Genomic DNA, 15,140 nt, shown 5'->3' with positions numbered 1-15,140 from the left:
ATGAAGCTCTAGTGGATGAGTTCGAGTAAATGTTGCACTTATTTTTGCAATTTATCAAAATAAAAGAAATATTGATCCTTTTATTCTGTAATCTTTTGATTTACAAAGTAAATAAAGATAGTAATTAACACTGCTCAATGTAGCTACTGATATTATTCATTAAAAGCTGGACAATCCTTGCCCAGCCTCCGCTCTTATCTGTTGTTTTCTACTATCCGTTTCTAAATTTAATGCTTTTTCAAATAAACGAAACGATTACTTAGCTGCTGCATAAAGCTCACTTACTTTAGTCCAGTTTACTACTGAAAAGAAAGCTTTAATATAGTCTGGTCGAACATTTCGATACTTTACATAATAAGCATGTTCCCAAACATCTAAACCGAGAATCGGAGTTTTTCCTTCTGAAATTGGTGTATCTTGGTTTGCTGTTGAAGTTACTTCTAATTTACCTTCTTTATTTACTACTAACCAAGCCCAACCAGAACCAAAACGTGTTGTAGCTGCTGCAGTGAAAATAGATTTAAATTCTTCAAATGAACCAAACTCAGCATCAATTGCCTCAGAAAGTTCGGTTGATGGTGTAGTCTCTTCTCCAGTCATCAATTCCCAGAAAAGAGCGTGGTTTAGATGTCCACCACCATTGTTAATTACTGCTGGACGGATATCTGCTGGTATAGATTCCACATCTGCAAGCAACACTTCCAATTCTTCACCAATTTCAGGGTGTTTTTCAAGGGCCGCATTCACATTATTAACATAAGTTTGATGGTGTTTATCATGATGAAGATGCATTGTTTCTGCATCAATATAAGGTTCAAGTGCATCGTACGCGTAGGGAAGTTCTGGTAAAATAATCGCCATTTCGTATTCCTCTTTTCTAATTTGTTATACATATGATAACGCAATCATCATGATTTATCAAGAAATCTGTCTAGTATTTTAAAAAGACTAACTCCTAGAAATTTTTAAGAGTGCTAGTTCAAAGAGAAAATCTTTAGTATAAATCCCCATCTTTATCTGATAGTCAGCTTCAATCAAATTGATAATGCTGTTCTTTAATCTATTTGACGTAAGTTGACGTGAATCCCTTAGAGCAAACTTCACCTGATAAGGATTCACCTTTCTACCTAGGTAGTCTGACAAACTAGATGTGATTTGTTGCTCATTCTGACCACACTCTGCCAGTAATTTCACATATAAAAACATGCGAAGTTGTCCTAACATAATTGCAATTAGTTTAACTTCGTCTTCTCCCTGCAAGGTCAAGTCATGTACTAATTGTCGTGCCGCTTCTAACTTGTTAGATAAAACCAACTGTGTTAAATCAAAAATATTATCCTGCAAAGTTTTTGGTATTGCTACCTTAATATCATCTTCTTCAACTTTTCCTTTCCCTTTGTAAGATTTTAGAAAAGCAATATTTTTACTTAACTCACTAAAATTGAATGCAGACTTCACAAGCAACTGTTCAAAAACTTGAGGTTCAAATAGTAGTCCTTCCTCGGTACTTTTTTGTTCAAAATAAGCTCGTAACTCCTGCTCTTTCAGTTCTGAGGCTTCTAATAGATAGCCGTTTTTTTTCAGAATTTTTACCAAACGTCTTTTGCTATCTAACTTTCCTTCTGCAAAAATAATTAGTTTCGTCGTTTCAATAGGATTCAGCAAATAAGCTTCCAATGCTTTTAATTCATCGTCACTAAACCAACGTTTTTTAGCAGTTGTGATATCTTGGAAATGGTCTAAAATCACTATTTTTTGATCTGAAAAAAAAGGCAAGCTTTGTAAATCTAACTCTATTTGAGCGTAAGTAGCACTTTTTGTGTCAAAATAAGTATGATGCAAACTAGATGATTCAAAGTTAATTGCCTGCAACAAGCTACTCTTTAGAATTTCAAACTGACCAACATCATCACCCGTTACAATTGTTAAAGCTGGAAGTGTTTCTTCTGTTATCGATTTTATCGCTTCGATCGCAAGCATATTCCCCTCCATCAGAAATCTTTGATTTATCTCCTTTTTATATAAGTTATCAACAAAAAGTAGTATCTCTAGAATTATACCAAAATCTAGAAAATAAATCAGATATTTAAAAGAACTAACTCTTCATCTAAATTCAAACTCAAACTTGTAAGCCTCAAAATCGCTATAAAACCTTGATTCATAAAGGATTAGAACCAATAAAATCGTTTTTCTCCTCTTTTAAAATTGAATGAATATTACGTTTACAACAGGCTAAAAAGTGATAATTTTGAATATTCAAAGTAATTTAACTTTCAGTAATTTTTACAATTTCTCTAGTTCCAAAGCTAGTCACAGCAACAATTTAAAAATATTTTTGTAGTTACAAGTTTAAGTTAAACTCTAACAGTCAGTCACTCTATCACGTCTCAATATAGTTTGACTTAAGCTATTCTCTTACTGTTTCAATCTTCCAGTCCGTCCAACCTGTAAAACGAATAGCTCCTTGCTGATCGGTTCGGTAAACTTCTGTTCCAATCTCATCAAATCGCTCCAAAGTTTCCTGATGAGGATGACGATAACGATTGTTTATACCAGCTGAAATCAAGCTGATTTTTGGTTTTATCTTCCCTAAAAACTCTTGACTCGAAGATCCCTTTGAACCATGGTGACCTGCTTTTAAAACATCCACCTCCAAATTTGGGTATAGAGCAAGTAATTCCTTCTCACCATCTTCTTCTAAATCACCTGTGAATAGAAAACTATCTCCCAAAAATTCACCATACAAAACAATCGAGTCATTATTTCCACCATCTCCAGTATCATACGGATAAAGTGCCTCTAGATAACTTCCAAAAATGGGAATTTGAATTCCCTTTTCAGCTACTCGAATAACTGTCCCTACTTTTTCTAGTTTTTTGACAAAATCTTTATTTGTCAAACTGCCTCTTGACACATAAATTTCATTTATCTTCACTTCCTTTGCCAATTCTAACAAATCTCCAACATGGTCTGTATCCGTATGAGTTAATACTAAACTATCAATGGCCCCAACTCCTCTGCTTTTTAAGTAAGGAAGTAATGTACGACTAGCATTCGACTGAGTGACTTTTTCTTGCCATAACTCTTTTTTCCCAAAAGTTGGTTTTCCACCAACATCAATCAAGACCGTCTTATCCATCATATCTCTTAAGAAAATACTGTCCCCTTGACCAACATCTACAATAGTTATTTCATTTTCAAGAGGGAACTTAGTTATAAAAAACAAAAAACAAGTCATAAGCGAGAGAGCAACAGCTACTTTTTTTCTATCCCTGAAATCATATAGTAAAGCAAGTAAAAATAGCAAACTGAGTAAAACCAAGTGGTCTGGTTGGCCAAAAACAAGGGGAGTTCTTAAACTAGTAGCAAGTAAACGAATCAGACTTTCTAACCATTCAAATAAACGATTTAAAAAGCTAAGGTTTAAGATTGGAGACAGTAAAAAAATAAAACCTAAACCTGGTAGAAGTATCAAATCAAATAAAATTGAAAAAACAAAAGTTAACAGGATTGAAAATGGTTGAAATTCTCCAAAGTAAAAGGATAATAGTGGAAGAATGCCTAGTGAAATCACAAGATTTTCAATCAGAAACCGTTTCAATCCCCTCACATGTTCAAAACTTGTCATCGTGAGAATGACGGCATAGGCACATGATAAGACGCCACCTGCTGTTAATAAAAATTTAGGCATGATGAAACATAAGATGAGAAAAGTTATAGCGAGATTATCTAATTTTTTTATATTATGCTGAGCTAAAATCTTTTGCAATAAACTTCTAACTACTGAGACTGAGAAACCAGTGATTCCTGCATAAAAGAAAGCAAATGGATAAGTAAACCATTTAACTTGTTCAATTGTTAATCCTATTCTCAAAAGACCTTTTCGAAATCCGTCTAAAAAAAATCCAACTTGCATCCCTGATAGGGCAAATAAATGAATTATACCAAGACTAGAGTACACATCATTCATTTCTTCAAAATCATGATCCAAATACCCGAATAAAAGACCTGTCATATAATGATTCATCGGACTAGGGAAATGAGTTTTTATCCAAACAAGAGCTTTTCGTCTACTACTAGAAAGCAAATCAAATGGATTCCAACTACTACTCAACTTAATCGATTCAATCTGATTAAGTTTTAAAGTACGGTAAATACCTTGTGTTTTTAGATAAGCTGCGTAATCAAACCCTTTAAAATTTCTCCGTTGCTCTGGATATGAAAGTTCCCCTTTTACTTTTAAAACCATCAATTGATCTAAGTTTTGAAAAAATTTTTTCTCTTTTTCAGTCTTTAAATTGTAATAAACTGAGTAGTTTTGTCCATTTGCCTTACCTCGAAAACTCAAGGCATCACCATTTATCTTAATTGTATCCGGTAGAATAACAATCTGGCTAACCTCTCTATGCTCCAAATTTTCATTTACCTTTGTTTGATAATTCTGATAAGAAAACCACAAAGCAAAACAGGACATAAACAAACAAGCAATATATTTTTCTTTCCCTTTATGATTACTTACAAAACAAAGTAAAAAAATTATAAATCCAACCCACGCTAACATCTGGCCTGTATAAATTGCAAAATAAAGCCAAACTAGTATAAATGAAAGATACAGAGTTGGAAACGGGAGAGTTCTAATCCACTGTGACATATTCTCTTAACTTTTCTAATGTTTTTGTTCCAATTCCAGAAACATTTTGCAAATCATCAACTGTTTTAAAACCACCATTTGCTTCTCGGTAGGAGACAATATCTGTCGCTTTTTTTTGCCCAATACCTGAAATCGTTTGAAGTTCTACCTCGGTAGCTGTATTTAAGTTTACTTTGGAAGAATTTTTATTCCCATTTTGGTTCTCTTGCTCACTTGCCACGGTTACCATGGTGGTTTCTTCTCCTATCGTTGCAACATAAACCACAGCTTCGTCACTTAATTTTTGAGCCAAATTGATAGATTTAGTTTCTGCATTCTCTGCTAAACCTCCCGCCATGTTTACAGCATCATTCACTCGACTTCCATTTCTCACTTCATATAAGCCAGGTTTCCTAACGGCTCCTTTAACATCAACAGTTATAAACTCTAACACTTCCAAACTTTGTTCAGTTTGATTTTCTACTTTATTTTCTTCTCGTTCATCACTTGAATGAAACGATACTTCTTGAGCTATGGTTGCGCTAGATTGAATAGCTGTGGATTGTGTTTTCCCTATTAACATAAATCCCACTCCCAAAACTGCACCAACCAAAAGAACACCAATAGATAATTTGTATTCTCTTAACTTCTCTACTATTACATTGACATCTAACATCATTTTCTCCTTTTCTAACTTTATATCTTTATTCGAATAAATTAAAAAAAATCAACTTCTTAAAGAAATTGATTTACTGTTCATTAATTTTTAAAACTATGGATCGGTGCTGGGATTTGCCCACCGCGAGAGATGAAATCAACAGACGAAGCCCCGTTTACCTTCATGACAGGCGCTGTTCCAAGAAGACCACCAAACTCAATCATGTCACCTTCTTTTCCTTTTGGAATGATACGAACAGCTGTTGTTTTCATGTTAATAACACCAATTGCCGCCTCATCCGCAATCATGGCTGCAATCGTTTCAGCAGGCGTATCTTCTGGAATGGCAATCATATCCAAACCAACCGAACAAATAGCTGTCATAGCTTCCAGTTTTTCCAAATTAAGAGAGCCATTTTTCACTGCAGCAATCATCCCCTCATCTTCAGAAACGGGGATAAAGGCACCGGACAAACCACCGACTTGGTTGCAGGCCATGACTCCGCCCTTTTTGACTTGGTCATTCAAGAGAGCAAGCGCAGCCGTTGTCCCATGTGTTCCAACCGTTTCCAGACCCATTTCCTCAAGAACACGGGCAACCGAATCCCCAACAGCTGGTGTTGGAGCTAGACTAAGGTCGACAATTCCAAATTTGACCCCCAGGCGTTCACTAGCCATCTGGCCGACCAACTGGCCAATCCGAGTAATTTTAAAGGCCGTTTTCTTGACCGTTTCTGCAACCACATCAAAGCTCTCTCCACGAACCTTTTCCAGCGCCCGTTTTACAACACCTGGACCAGAAACACCTACATTGATGACAACATCGGCCTCCCCGACACCGTGAAAGGCACCAGCCATGAAGGGATTATCTTCAACCGCATTGGCAAAGACAACCAACTTTGCGGCTCCCATCTCAGAAGCTGCTGCCGTCTCCTTGATAATGCGCCCCATATCCCGAACAGCCGTCATATTGATCCCCGTCTTGGTCGAACCGATATTGACAGAGGAGCAGACCTTATCCGTTTGCGCTAGCGCATGGGGAATGGAATTGATCAGGATTTCATCCCCTTTTTGATAGCCCTTTTGAACCAAGGCAGAAAAGCCACCAATAAAGTCCACTCCAATTTCCTTAGCAGCACGGTCCAAAGCCTTAGCTAGAGGGACATAATCGGTCGCGTCTGTCGCAGCCCCAATCAAGGCAATCGGCGTTACAGACACCCGTTTATTGACAATGGGAATCCCAAGCTCAGCTGCGATCTCATCACCGACTGCAACTAGATTAGCTGCCTTACTTACAACCTTTTGGTAAATCTTTTCTGCAGCTTTCTCAATATCCGGATCGATACAATCCAATAAAGAAATTCCCATGGTGATGGTTCTGACATCAAAGTTTTGTTCCTCAATCATGGAAATGGTTTCGGTCACCTGTTTAATATCCATTCTTAGCTCTCTTTCTTACAAATTATGCATAGCATCGAAAATGACAGCACTTTGAATGTTTATTTTCACATTCAATGCCTCTCCAAAACTTTCAAATTCATTACGTAAAAACACAAAATCTTTTTTTTCTTCTGCAGAAACAACTGCCATCATAGTAAAAAATTCATCTAAAACAGTCTGTGAGATATCATCAATATTTAAACCGAGTTCTGCAATTTTAGCAGAAACACCTGCTACGATCCCTGTCTTATCCTTACCAACAACCGTTATAATAGCTTTCATATGTTACTCCTCGTCTCTTTCTCTATACATTGCATTCAGTAATCTAAAAGACATCTAGTCTTCTGAAAAATAGCCCCCTATTGAGCTAATTATAGTATAGCAGTTTTTTACAAAAAAGAGAAGCGAAGTCATGTCAGGAACATACAAAAAGCCTTATCCTCTTTCAATAAGGAACAAGGCTGCATAGGATCTTTTGTTCTTTCACTGTTCACAGAAAATGTAACAGTCACCTTCAAACAGGGTATAAAAAAATCATCCATTTTTATCAACAATAGAATGATCAAATCACTTGACTAAATTTATATATTATAATATAATAATATTACCTAAAAATAAATTAAAATAGTTTAGTTGAATTCAAAACAGATGATATCTTATTATATATAAATTCATCAAAAAAATATAGTATATTCTCATCTAATTTATATTATATTTTTACCAAGGAGGCTATTTTGACTATCATGGACAGCCATCAAAAAACATTTTCATACAAGGACCCACATTTCCCTGTACGGATGGTAAGGATGCAGGGAAGTTTACCTGAGTTGACTGAACTACACTGGCACGAGGAGTTGCAGTTTACTATTTGCAAAAAAGGGCATATTGAAATTACTCTTGAAGGACATTCAGTAAGTCTACAGGCCAATGAAGCTCTCTTTATCAACCGTACTATACTCCATCAAATCCGTTACGCTTCACCTGATGCTGAATATCTAACTTTAAATTTTTCAGAGGATATCCTAAGCTTTCACTCCGACAGTCGAATGGATATCAAATATGTAAAACCTTATACATACTCCTATCATGTCACTGGTCTATTATTTAATAATCATACCGACTGGCAAAATGATATTCTACAACATCTATATCGAATTTTTGATTTATATACTGAAAATAATTTAAATTGTAAAGAATATCAAATTGCGATTCATTTGGTTCAAATTTGGCTCTTAATTTGTACAAATATTAAGGAATCCATTACCTTAACTGCCCAGCCTCGTCTCAATAAAAATCAACTTGTAGCTATTCAGTCTATGCTTTCTTTTATTTATGAACATTATCATGAAAAAATTGAACTTAAGGATATTGCTGCTAGCGGTCATGTTAGCCCAACAGAATGTGGACGGATTTTCAAATCATTCACTAAACTTGCTCCTTATCACTATTTACTTCATTATCGCTTACAACGTAGCTTAGACTATCTCATTCATCACCATCATTTAACTGTAACTGAAATTGCTATTCGAGTTGGTTTTAATCAACCGTCTAGTTTCATACAGCAATTCACAGAAATGTATGGAACCACCCCTAAACAGTATCGCTTAAATCTTATTGCAAGTCAAAAGAACTGAGACAAGATTGTCTCAGTTCTTTTTCCATTCTCGATAGATAGAGTAGCAAGCAAAGTTTAGGACTAACTTACGCTGTCAAATCAATAGATTTTGCAATTTTTCCAATAATGATAGCACCAATTAGAAGTGAAGCAAACTCACCAATTCCAGTCGTAAACCAAGTTAGCAAGAATGGTGCACCCGCTACAACAGCTAACTCAGCAGCAATTGTTATCATAGAGATTGAAAATAAAATTGCAAAGTAAAAATGATCCTTTCGAATGAGGCCATTAAACAGAAATTCATTCTTATACTTTCCAAAAAGATATACTCCCAATGTCAAAAAGACAAGTGTTGATCCACCACCAACTACCACATCTAATAAACCAAAACTGAAGAAATTTGCAATCATGCAACCAATTGTAACACCTATAATATATTTTTTATTATAAAAGGCCATAAAATTCATCATTTCAGAAATACGAAATTGGTATGCATTGTAGCTAATCGCATTTAATGGGGGTGTAATGGTTAATACCACATAAATCGCAGCAACAAGCGCAATTTGTGCCATATCCCGGGCAGTAAGTTTTTTCATGTTTTCTCCTTTAGCGGTTTTCCGCATGTAATATGCTTGGTGAAAGAAGCTAAGCACCAAGGGTTGATTGAGTTAAAGAATTTCTAAATAGTAAAACTATTTAGAAAAGTTAAGCCATTCAACCTTACTAGTATAGCACATTTTTTGAAAATATGATAGACTAGAATTATGAAAAAAAATTACTAAAATTATCTTTGACAATGAAGTTATTTCCTATCTTTTCTTTGGAATTATGACAACGATTGTTTCAGTGGTAACACGTATTCTTTTCTACGCTCTTTTTGGCAACGAACTTGTCGCTACAATCATTGCCAATATTGCTGGAATCCTATTTGCCTTCGCAACCAATGATACAATTGTGTTTAAACAACAACGAACTGGATGGTGGAATCGCCTAATAAAATTTTTCACTGCTCGTTTAGGTACACTATTTCTTGATCTTGGCTTAACCTATATTTTTGTGACTAGCTTTCCTCAGTTCATCGGACAATTTGTAAATAATGATATGAAAATGATTAATTTAGTTGAAACAATACTGGCCCAATTTTTCATTGTCTTTCTAAACTACTTTATTAGTAAGCTTTTTATTTTTCGAAATACAAAATAAACTATTTTTTGTAAAACAAAATCATACCCAGCAATTAGAAAAACGATCTAAAATTGAAAATTTACTTCTATTTTAAATCGTTTTTTTGTATTTTACTCCTTCACATTGAAGTTGCCAAGATCGATTGAGAATTGCACCTAAAATTAAAATTTTTGATAGAAGAATAAACCAAAACATAACTGATATAAGATAAATTGTAAAATATAGTGCAACAAAAAACTCATAGCGTTTCATTGGTGTAAACTGTAAGTAGTCACACAAACAGAACCCGAGGAAAAACTATGAGCTACTCCCATCTTACCATAACCGACCGTATAAAGATAGAAACTTACTTGGATTTAGGTTTGAAACCTTGCCAAATTGCAAGTAAACTTGGCGTCCATAAGTCCACCATTTCAAGAGAGCTAAGTCGATGCAAAAATGGTTACTCCGCATCCTTAGCACAGGAACAGTACGACCACAGGGCCAAGCAAAAAGGTCGAAAATCTCGTTTGACACCAAAGTAATATCCGGTAAAAAATAATATAAAAAAATTAAAATGATACCCAGTAGTAAGTAGACAAAGGGCTAAGTTGTATTTATTAAAATAGCGTAAAAACGTTCATTGAAATGCCAGATTTCATAAACAAAATTTAAAATAATTCGACCAAACAAAGCCAACAATAAGGCAAATACAAACAGAATTTGTAAACTAAGAGTTAATAGAAAACTAAAAACTCTACTCCAAATTCCCCCTCTGCCTTTCTCTATGCCATAAACTTTATTAAATGCTTTTTGAAGATAAGTCATTGTTTGTGAAAAAGTCCATAGAGCTGGAAGGACAGAAACAAATAACATCTCGGTAGAAGGTCTATCTAATACACTACTAACTAATTTTAGAATAGGTTGATAGAGTAAATCCGGTATCAAATCTTTTATACTTGTAAATAAACTAACGATTTGAATTTGAAAAAAGGTAAAACATTACTAATGATTAATAATAATGGTAAAGTAGAAATCAAAAAATAATATGCTACCGCTATATTAGTCATCCCTATTTCTGATAATTGATAAGATTTGATAAAAGCAGCAAAGAAAGGATGTTACTTTAAATATTCTATCGTTATTTTCACACGCTACTCCATCAATTAAAACAAACGACAATTTTCTTAAAAACAGTTTTTAAAATAAGAAAACCATAAAAAACGAAAATCCAAGTTCCAGTTTTTCCTGATTTAAAAAACAATAAATATTTCTTTAATAAGTTCCTTCTTCTCCTTGGCTAGTCAGAATAACCGGACCATTCTTAGTGATTACAAATTGATGCTCATACTGGCAAGAAAGGCCCCCATCAATGGTTTTGTGTGCCCAACCTGTCTTCATATCTGTATCAATTTCCCAATCACCTGTATTAATCATAGGCTCGATTGTTAGTACCATACCTTCACGTAGCCGTAAGCCACGACCAGCAATTCCATAATTGGGAACCATTGGTTCTTCATGCATAGTTGGGCCAACTCCATGCCCAACTAAATCACGGACTACTCCATATCCTCGACTTTCCGCATACTCTTGAATCGCTGCTCCGATATCACCAATTCGATTCCCAATAACTGCTTTCTCGATTCCTTTATACATCGCTTCCTTGGTTACCTTCATCAAGTTTTCCACTTTTTCAGAAGGATTCCCTACTGCATAAGCCCAGCAAGAATCTGCTAATCCTCCAGTGTACTGTTGAGTATATTGTTTCATTTTTTTAACATTATCAAAATTTAATTTAGAAACATCTAACTCACTCTTGGAGATAGGCCCACCTAGTACCATATCAACTTTCAGTAAATCACCATCTTTTAAAATATAATGGCGTGGAAATGCATGTGCAACTTCATCATTAAGTGAACAACAGGTTGCATATGGATAATCCATCACTGCACCATCTACACCAATTTGAAGTGGAAGAAAATTTTCCTCTTTGCAACGTCTACGAACGTATACTTCTACTTCCCACATATCCACTCCTGGTTTAATCAATTCACGTAGACCAATATGAATCGATGCAAGAAAGTCTCCTGCCCTGTCCATAGCTTCAATTTCACGATCTGACTTCAATGTAATCATGTTTTCTCCTTAATTATTCTAATTAATTTTTACAGTTATTGTCGCTTTCATAACGATCTGTTTATTTAAATGAATTTCGTAATCGACAATCGCCGACCGTCTGGTTTGCTGAACGATTTTAGGTTCGATAACTAATAAATCATCAAGCTGTGCAGTCTGTAAAAAATAAATTGAAAGTTGTTCTATAATAATATTTTTTCTATATTCAGCCAACAATTTATTTGTAACATTTGTTAAAACTTCTGTGATCACGCCATTAGACAAGACACCATTTCTTTCAAGCATGAACGGTTCAACAACAAACTGAAATTGTTCCGAATACTTATCCAATTTATGAACTATTTGGTCACTAAAGGTTGGCTGATTAGAAGCTTGGTTCTGATTAATTGCATCCATAATGTCACGACGTGTCACTACGCCAATGAGGCCTCTGTTTCCCTTAACTACAGGAATCATCTCAAAATCCTCACTAATCATTCGTTGACTAATATTTGCAATGCTAACTCCAAGTTGAGTGACAAAGACACTCCGACTCATGACTTTATCTAAAATCGTATCATTAGACCTACCACTAGCATCACGCATTGTCACAACTCCCACAACCATCTGATGCTGGTTAATGACGGGAAAACGACTAACGTGTTTTTTCTTGACTAAATCTAGGTAGTCTTTTACTGTATCTGTCTCACGTAAAAATCCATAATCATAGCTAGGACGATAAACTTTTTCTACTGTTACAATATCGGTTTTAATTTGAATAATAGATAAGGCACGTGTAATCGTTGTTGCAACGGTGTAAGTGTCCTCACGACTTCTCAAAACTGGAATTCCCAATTTATCAGCTAATTTGAGAACTTCTCCATCCACCTCAAATCCACCAGTAATCAGTACAGCATTGTGGTGAAGTAGAGCTAGAAGTTGAATTTCTTTACGATCCCCAACTATCATCATACCACCGTCTACTAGATAACGAGTTACATTTTTTTCCGTCATAGCTCCAATCGCAAATCGACTAAATTCTCTATTTAACCCTTTTTGTCCTGCAAGCACTTGTGATTCTGTCACTTCTGCAATTTCTTGATAAGTCATTTTTTCAATAGAAACTTGCTTTTGCTTAATTCTAACAGTTCCGCTTCTGGGACGTGTCTCTACTAAACCACGATTCTCAGCTTCTTTTATGGCCCGATAGGCCGTTCCATCACTTACATTCAGCCGGTTAGAAATCCCACGCACGCTAACACGATTGCCAATAGGTAATTGCTCTAGATAACGAATAATTTCTTGATGCTTACTCATTATAATGCTCCTTTTCAAAGCAAAATTCTAAATAGTCACGCATTTTACGACTATAACGGTCACTCCCCTTATACTGACGAACAAGAGAAAAACCACATTTTTCAGCTACTCTACGACTAGCAAGATTTTCGAGATGAACGATAATTTTTAATTTTTTAAAATTGAAAACAGTGAAAGACAAAGAAACCAACTCTTTTAAACTTTCCGTCATCAATCCCTGACCCCAAAAATCCTTTAATAGGAAATAACCAATTTCAGCTTCTCTTTTGACTTCATCAATCTTTTCAAATCGTATAGCACCAATCATCCTATTTTCTGGTGTACAAATTGCCCAAGTTCCTAATGGCTGTTTCATAAAATAATTTGCAAGAGCATACTCTGCTTCTGAAATGCTAGATTGAGCTGGAAAAATAAACTCAAGATTGTCAGCATTGCCAGAAATGACATAAAAATCAGTGGCATCTGAAAAACAAAACGGACGAAGAATCAAATGCTGTGTTTCAATATAGGCATATGCTGCCAAACGTGTCCACAAATTCATAAAGGACTTCCTTAAAACCATTCTTAATTATCAAGTAAGCTAATATCTGCTCCCAATTTTCTTAACTTATCAATAATATTGGAGTAACCTCGTAAAATAAACTCAATATTTGTAATTTCTGTACGACCTTCAGCCATAAGACCAGCAATCACTAAGGCGGCACCAGCCCTCAAATCAGTTGCTTTTACTTCTGCTCCTTTCAAATCACTTGGACCTTGAAAAACAACTTGAGTACCACTCATTTGAATATTTCCATTCATACGAGCTAACTCTGGAACATGATTCACACGTTTTTCATAGATAGTATCTACTATTGTCCCACGACCATGTGCTCTTAATAATAGAGGCGTAATTGGCTGTTGTAAATCAGTTGCAAAACCAGGATAAGGGGCAGTTTTTATCGTAACAGCTTTTAAATCAGTTTGTTTCTCAACAAAAATACTGTCTTCCGAAACAGTCATACGAACTCCCATTTCTTCTAGTTTTGCGATAAAACCTTCTAAATGTTCGTATAGTACATTATGAATCGTCACTCCATGCCCCACTGCAGCAGCAAGAGCAATGTAAGTACCTGCTTCAATTCGATCTGGAATAACCTGATGTCGAGTCCCCTTAAGAGTCTCAACCCCTTCAATAATAATGACATTAGTCCCTGCACCACGAATATGGGCTCCCATATTATTTAACAGCGTGGCAACATCTATAATTTCAGGTTCACGAGCTGCATTTTCGATCACTGTACGTCCTTTTGCTTTAGCAGCAGCTAACATTATGTTAATAGTTGCTCCAACACTAGCGATATCAAGATAAATCGTTGCACCAGCAATAGGATTGCCATCTGTGCTAAGGCTCATACTACTACCATCTAAGGCCATTTTAGCACCCATAGCCTCAAAAGCTTTCAGATGCAAATCAATTGGACGTGGCCCCAAATCACACCCTCCTGGAAGACCCACAACAGCCTGACCAAAGCGCCCTAGAAGGGCCCCATAGAAATAGTAAGAAGCTCTCAAACTATTGATTTTACCAACAGGCATCGGCATATTTTTCACACCACGAGGATCAATTATTAATGTTTCTCCTTCACGCTGGATAGTAGCACCCATCATCTCCATGATATCGATCAAACTATCGACATCTGAAATAGCTGGAACACCGTCAAGTGTCACAATATCATCTGCTAAAATGGTTGCAGGTATCAATGCAACGACACTATTTTTAGCACCACTGATGGTCACCTCTCCGGTTAAGGGGTGATTTCCATTTATAACAATTCTTTTCATTTGTATTCTTTCAATTTTTCTTCGTAACTTGAATGTTCGTCCAAAAATTCATTTCAACTTTAATACTAAAGAGTGTCTACTAAGAAGCTCTCTCTTAAAATTTCTTCACTAAATTAGGTTGAATTTTAGACTCACGTCCTTTATTATATCACAAATTAAGGTTAGTTCCCATATCTGTACTCTAAAAAATAGCACAGTTTAAGATAAATTGAATTTTTTCAACGTACGTATCATAAAAACATCAAATAGAAAATGAGTAAAAGAAGAAAAAATTACTCTTCAATTTCTCTGTTACAAGTTAAAATCTATCAAATCTCCTCTTTCCTCACCAATGCAATCCTTTACAACTATTTTATTTATTTGTCTCCTGAATCCCTA

At 35.4% G+C, this 15,140-nt stretch carries 14 protein-coding genes, 1 pseudogene and 1 riboswitch; of the genes and pseudogenes, 3 read left to right on the top strand and 12 right to left on the bottom strand.

The annotated features are described in order from the left end of the window. Window positions 1-255: 255 nt before the first annotated feature. The 6 genes from STRDD10_RS01045 to STRDD10_RS01020 all read right to left on the bottom strand — a co-directional run bounded on the left by STRDD10_RS01045 (window position 256) and on the right by STRDD10_RS01020 (window position 7,009). A complete protein-coding gene (locus STRDD10_RS01045) occupies window positions 256-861 on the bottom strand; it encodes a superoxide dismutase (RefSeq protein ID WP_067192381.1) in 606 nt (201 codons plus the stop codon). An 87-nt stretch (window positions 862-948) separates the two neighbouring features. Then, the gene (gene holA / locus STRDD10_RS01040; protein WP_067192378.1) at window positions 949-1,980 is read right to left on the bottom strand and encodes a DNA polymerase III subunit delta; all 1,032 of its coding nucleotides are present in this window, start codon (window positions 1,978-1,980) and stop codon (window positions 949-951) included. A 427-nt stretch (window positions 1,981-2,407) separates the two neighbouring features. Beyond that, on the bottom strand, window positions 2,408-4,651 hold the full coding sequence (locus tag STRDD10_RS01035) for a DNA internalization-related competence protein ComEC/Rec2 (RefSeq protein ID WP_067192375.1): 2,244 nt from the start codon (window positions 4,649-4,651) through the stop codon (window positions 2,408-2,410). Then, window positions 4,635-5,306, bottom strand: a complete 672-nt coding sequence (locus STRDD10_RS01030) for a helix-hairpin-helix domain-containing protein (protein WP_067192372.1) — start codon at window positions 5,304-5,306, stop codon at window positions 4,635-4,637. Before STRDD10_RS01030 ends, STRDD10_RS01035 begins: the two co-directional genes overlap by 17 nt. An 83-nt stretch (window positions 5,307-5,389) precedes the next feature. Continuing rightward, window positions 5,390-6,727, bottom strand: coding sequence for a PFL family protein (locus STRDD10_RS01025; protein ID WP_067192370.1), 1,338 nt, complete (start codon window positions 6,725-6,727; stop codon window positions 5,390-5,392). A gap of 15 nt (window positions 6,728-6,742) precedes the next feature. Next, window positions 6,743-7,009: an ACT domain-containing protein gene (locus STRDD10_RS01020; protein ID WP_067192367.1), complete on the bottom strand. Its 267-nt coding sequence runs from the start codon at window positions 7,007-7,009 to the stop codon at window positions 6,743-6,745. Between the two features lie 461 nt (window positions 7,010-7,470). Between STRDD10_RS01020 and STRDD10_RS01015 the strand changes: the two genes are divergently transcribed. Continuing rightward, the gene (locus STRDD10_RS01015) at window positions 7,471-8,361 is read left to right on the top strand and encodes an AraC family transcriptional regulator (RefSeq protein WP_156468551.1); all 891 of its coding nucleotides are present in this window, start codon (window positions 7,471-7,473) and stop codon (window positions 8,359-8,361) included. Window positions 8,362-8,428: 67 nt separating this feature from the next. Here the strand turns inward: STRDD10_RS01015 and STRDD10_RS01010 are convergent, their stop codons facing one another. Then, on the bottom strand, window positions 8,429-8,938 hold the full coding sequence (locus STRDD10_RS01010) for a QueT transporter family protein (protein WP_067192362.1): 510 nt from the start codon (window positions 8,936-8,938) through the stop codon (window positions 8,429-8,431). Continuing rightward, window positions 8,936-9,078, bottom strand: a riboswitch (PreQ1 riboswitch). Its footprint overlaps the gene before it by 3 nt. Window positions 9,079-9,116: 38 nt before the next feature. Between STRDD10_RS01010 and STRDD10_RS01005 the strand changes: the two genes are divergently transcribed. Together STRDD10_RS01005 and STRDD10_RS10280 are read left to right on the top strand one after the other, a co-directional pair. Further along, window positions 9,117-9,545 (top strand): GtrA family protein, encoded by a 429-nt coding sequence (locus STRDD10_RS01005; protein WP_067192360.1) that lies wholly within the window; start codon window positions 9,117-9,119, stop codon window positions 9,543-9,545. Between the two features lie 281 nt (window positions 9,546-9,826). After that, window positions 9,827-10,048: pseudogene (locus STRDD10_RS10280) on the top strand (helix-turn-helix domain-containing protein); the annotation flags it as partial. Between the two features lie 64 nt (window positions 10,049-10,112). Here STRDD10_RS10280 and STRDD10_RS11830 read toward each other — a convergent pair. The 5 genes from STRDD10_RS11830 to STRDD10_RS00980 form a co-directional block, all read right to left on the bottom strand. Continuing rightward, on the bottom strand, window positions 10,113-10,484 hold the full coding sequence (locus STRDD10_RS11830) for a YhjD/YihY/BrkB family envelope integrity protein (protein ID WP_443031080.1): 372 nt from the start codon (window positions 10,482-10,484) through the stop codon (window positions 10,113-10,115). Window positions 10,485-10,781: 297 nt separating this feature from the next. Continuing rightward, on the bottom strand, window positions 10,782-11,642 hold the full coding sequence (locus STRDD10_RS00995) for a methionyl aminopeptidase (RefSeq protein WP_067192354.1): 861 nt from the start codon (window positions 11,640-11,642) through the stop codon (window positions 10,782-10,784). Window positions 11,643-11,660: 18 nt separating this feature from the next. Continuing rightward, the gene (gene spxR, locus STRDD10_RS00990) at window positions 11,661-12,938 is read right to left on the bottom strand and encodes a CBS-HotDog domain-containing transcription factor SpxR (protein ID WP_067192352.1); all 1,278 of its coding nucleotides are present in this window, start codon (window positions 12,936-12,938) and stop codon (window positions 11,661-11,663) included. Next, the gene (locus STRDD10_RS00985; RefSeq protein ID WP_067192349.1) at window positions 12,931-13,479 is read right to left on the bottom strand and encodes a GNAT family N-acetyltransferase; all 549 of its coding nucleotides are present in this window, start codon (window positions 13,477-13,479) and stop codon (window positions 12,931-12,933) included. Before STRDD10_RS00985 ends, spxR begins: the two co-directional genes overlap by 8 nt. A gap of 23 nt (window positions 13,480-13,502) precedes the next feature. Continuing rightward, window positions 13,503-14,762, bottom strand: a complete 1,260-nt coding sequence (locus STRDD10_RS00980; protein ID WP_067192346.1) for a UDP-N-acetylglucosamine 1-carboxyvinyltransferase — start codon at window positions 14,760-14,762, stop codon at window positions 13,503-13,505. Window positions 14,763-15,140: the final 378 nt, after the last annotated feature.

It is taken from the genome of Streptococcus sp. DD10 (assembly GCF_001578805.1).
In the GTDB taxonomy this organism is placed as follows: domain Bacteria; phylum Bacillota; class Bacilli; order Lactobacillales; family Streptococcaceae; genus Streptococcus.
This window is presented reverse-complemented; position numbering and strand designations above follow the sequence as displayed.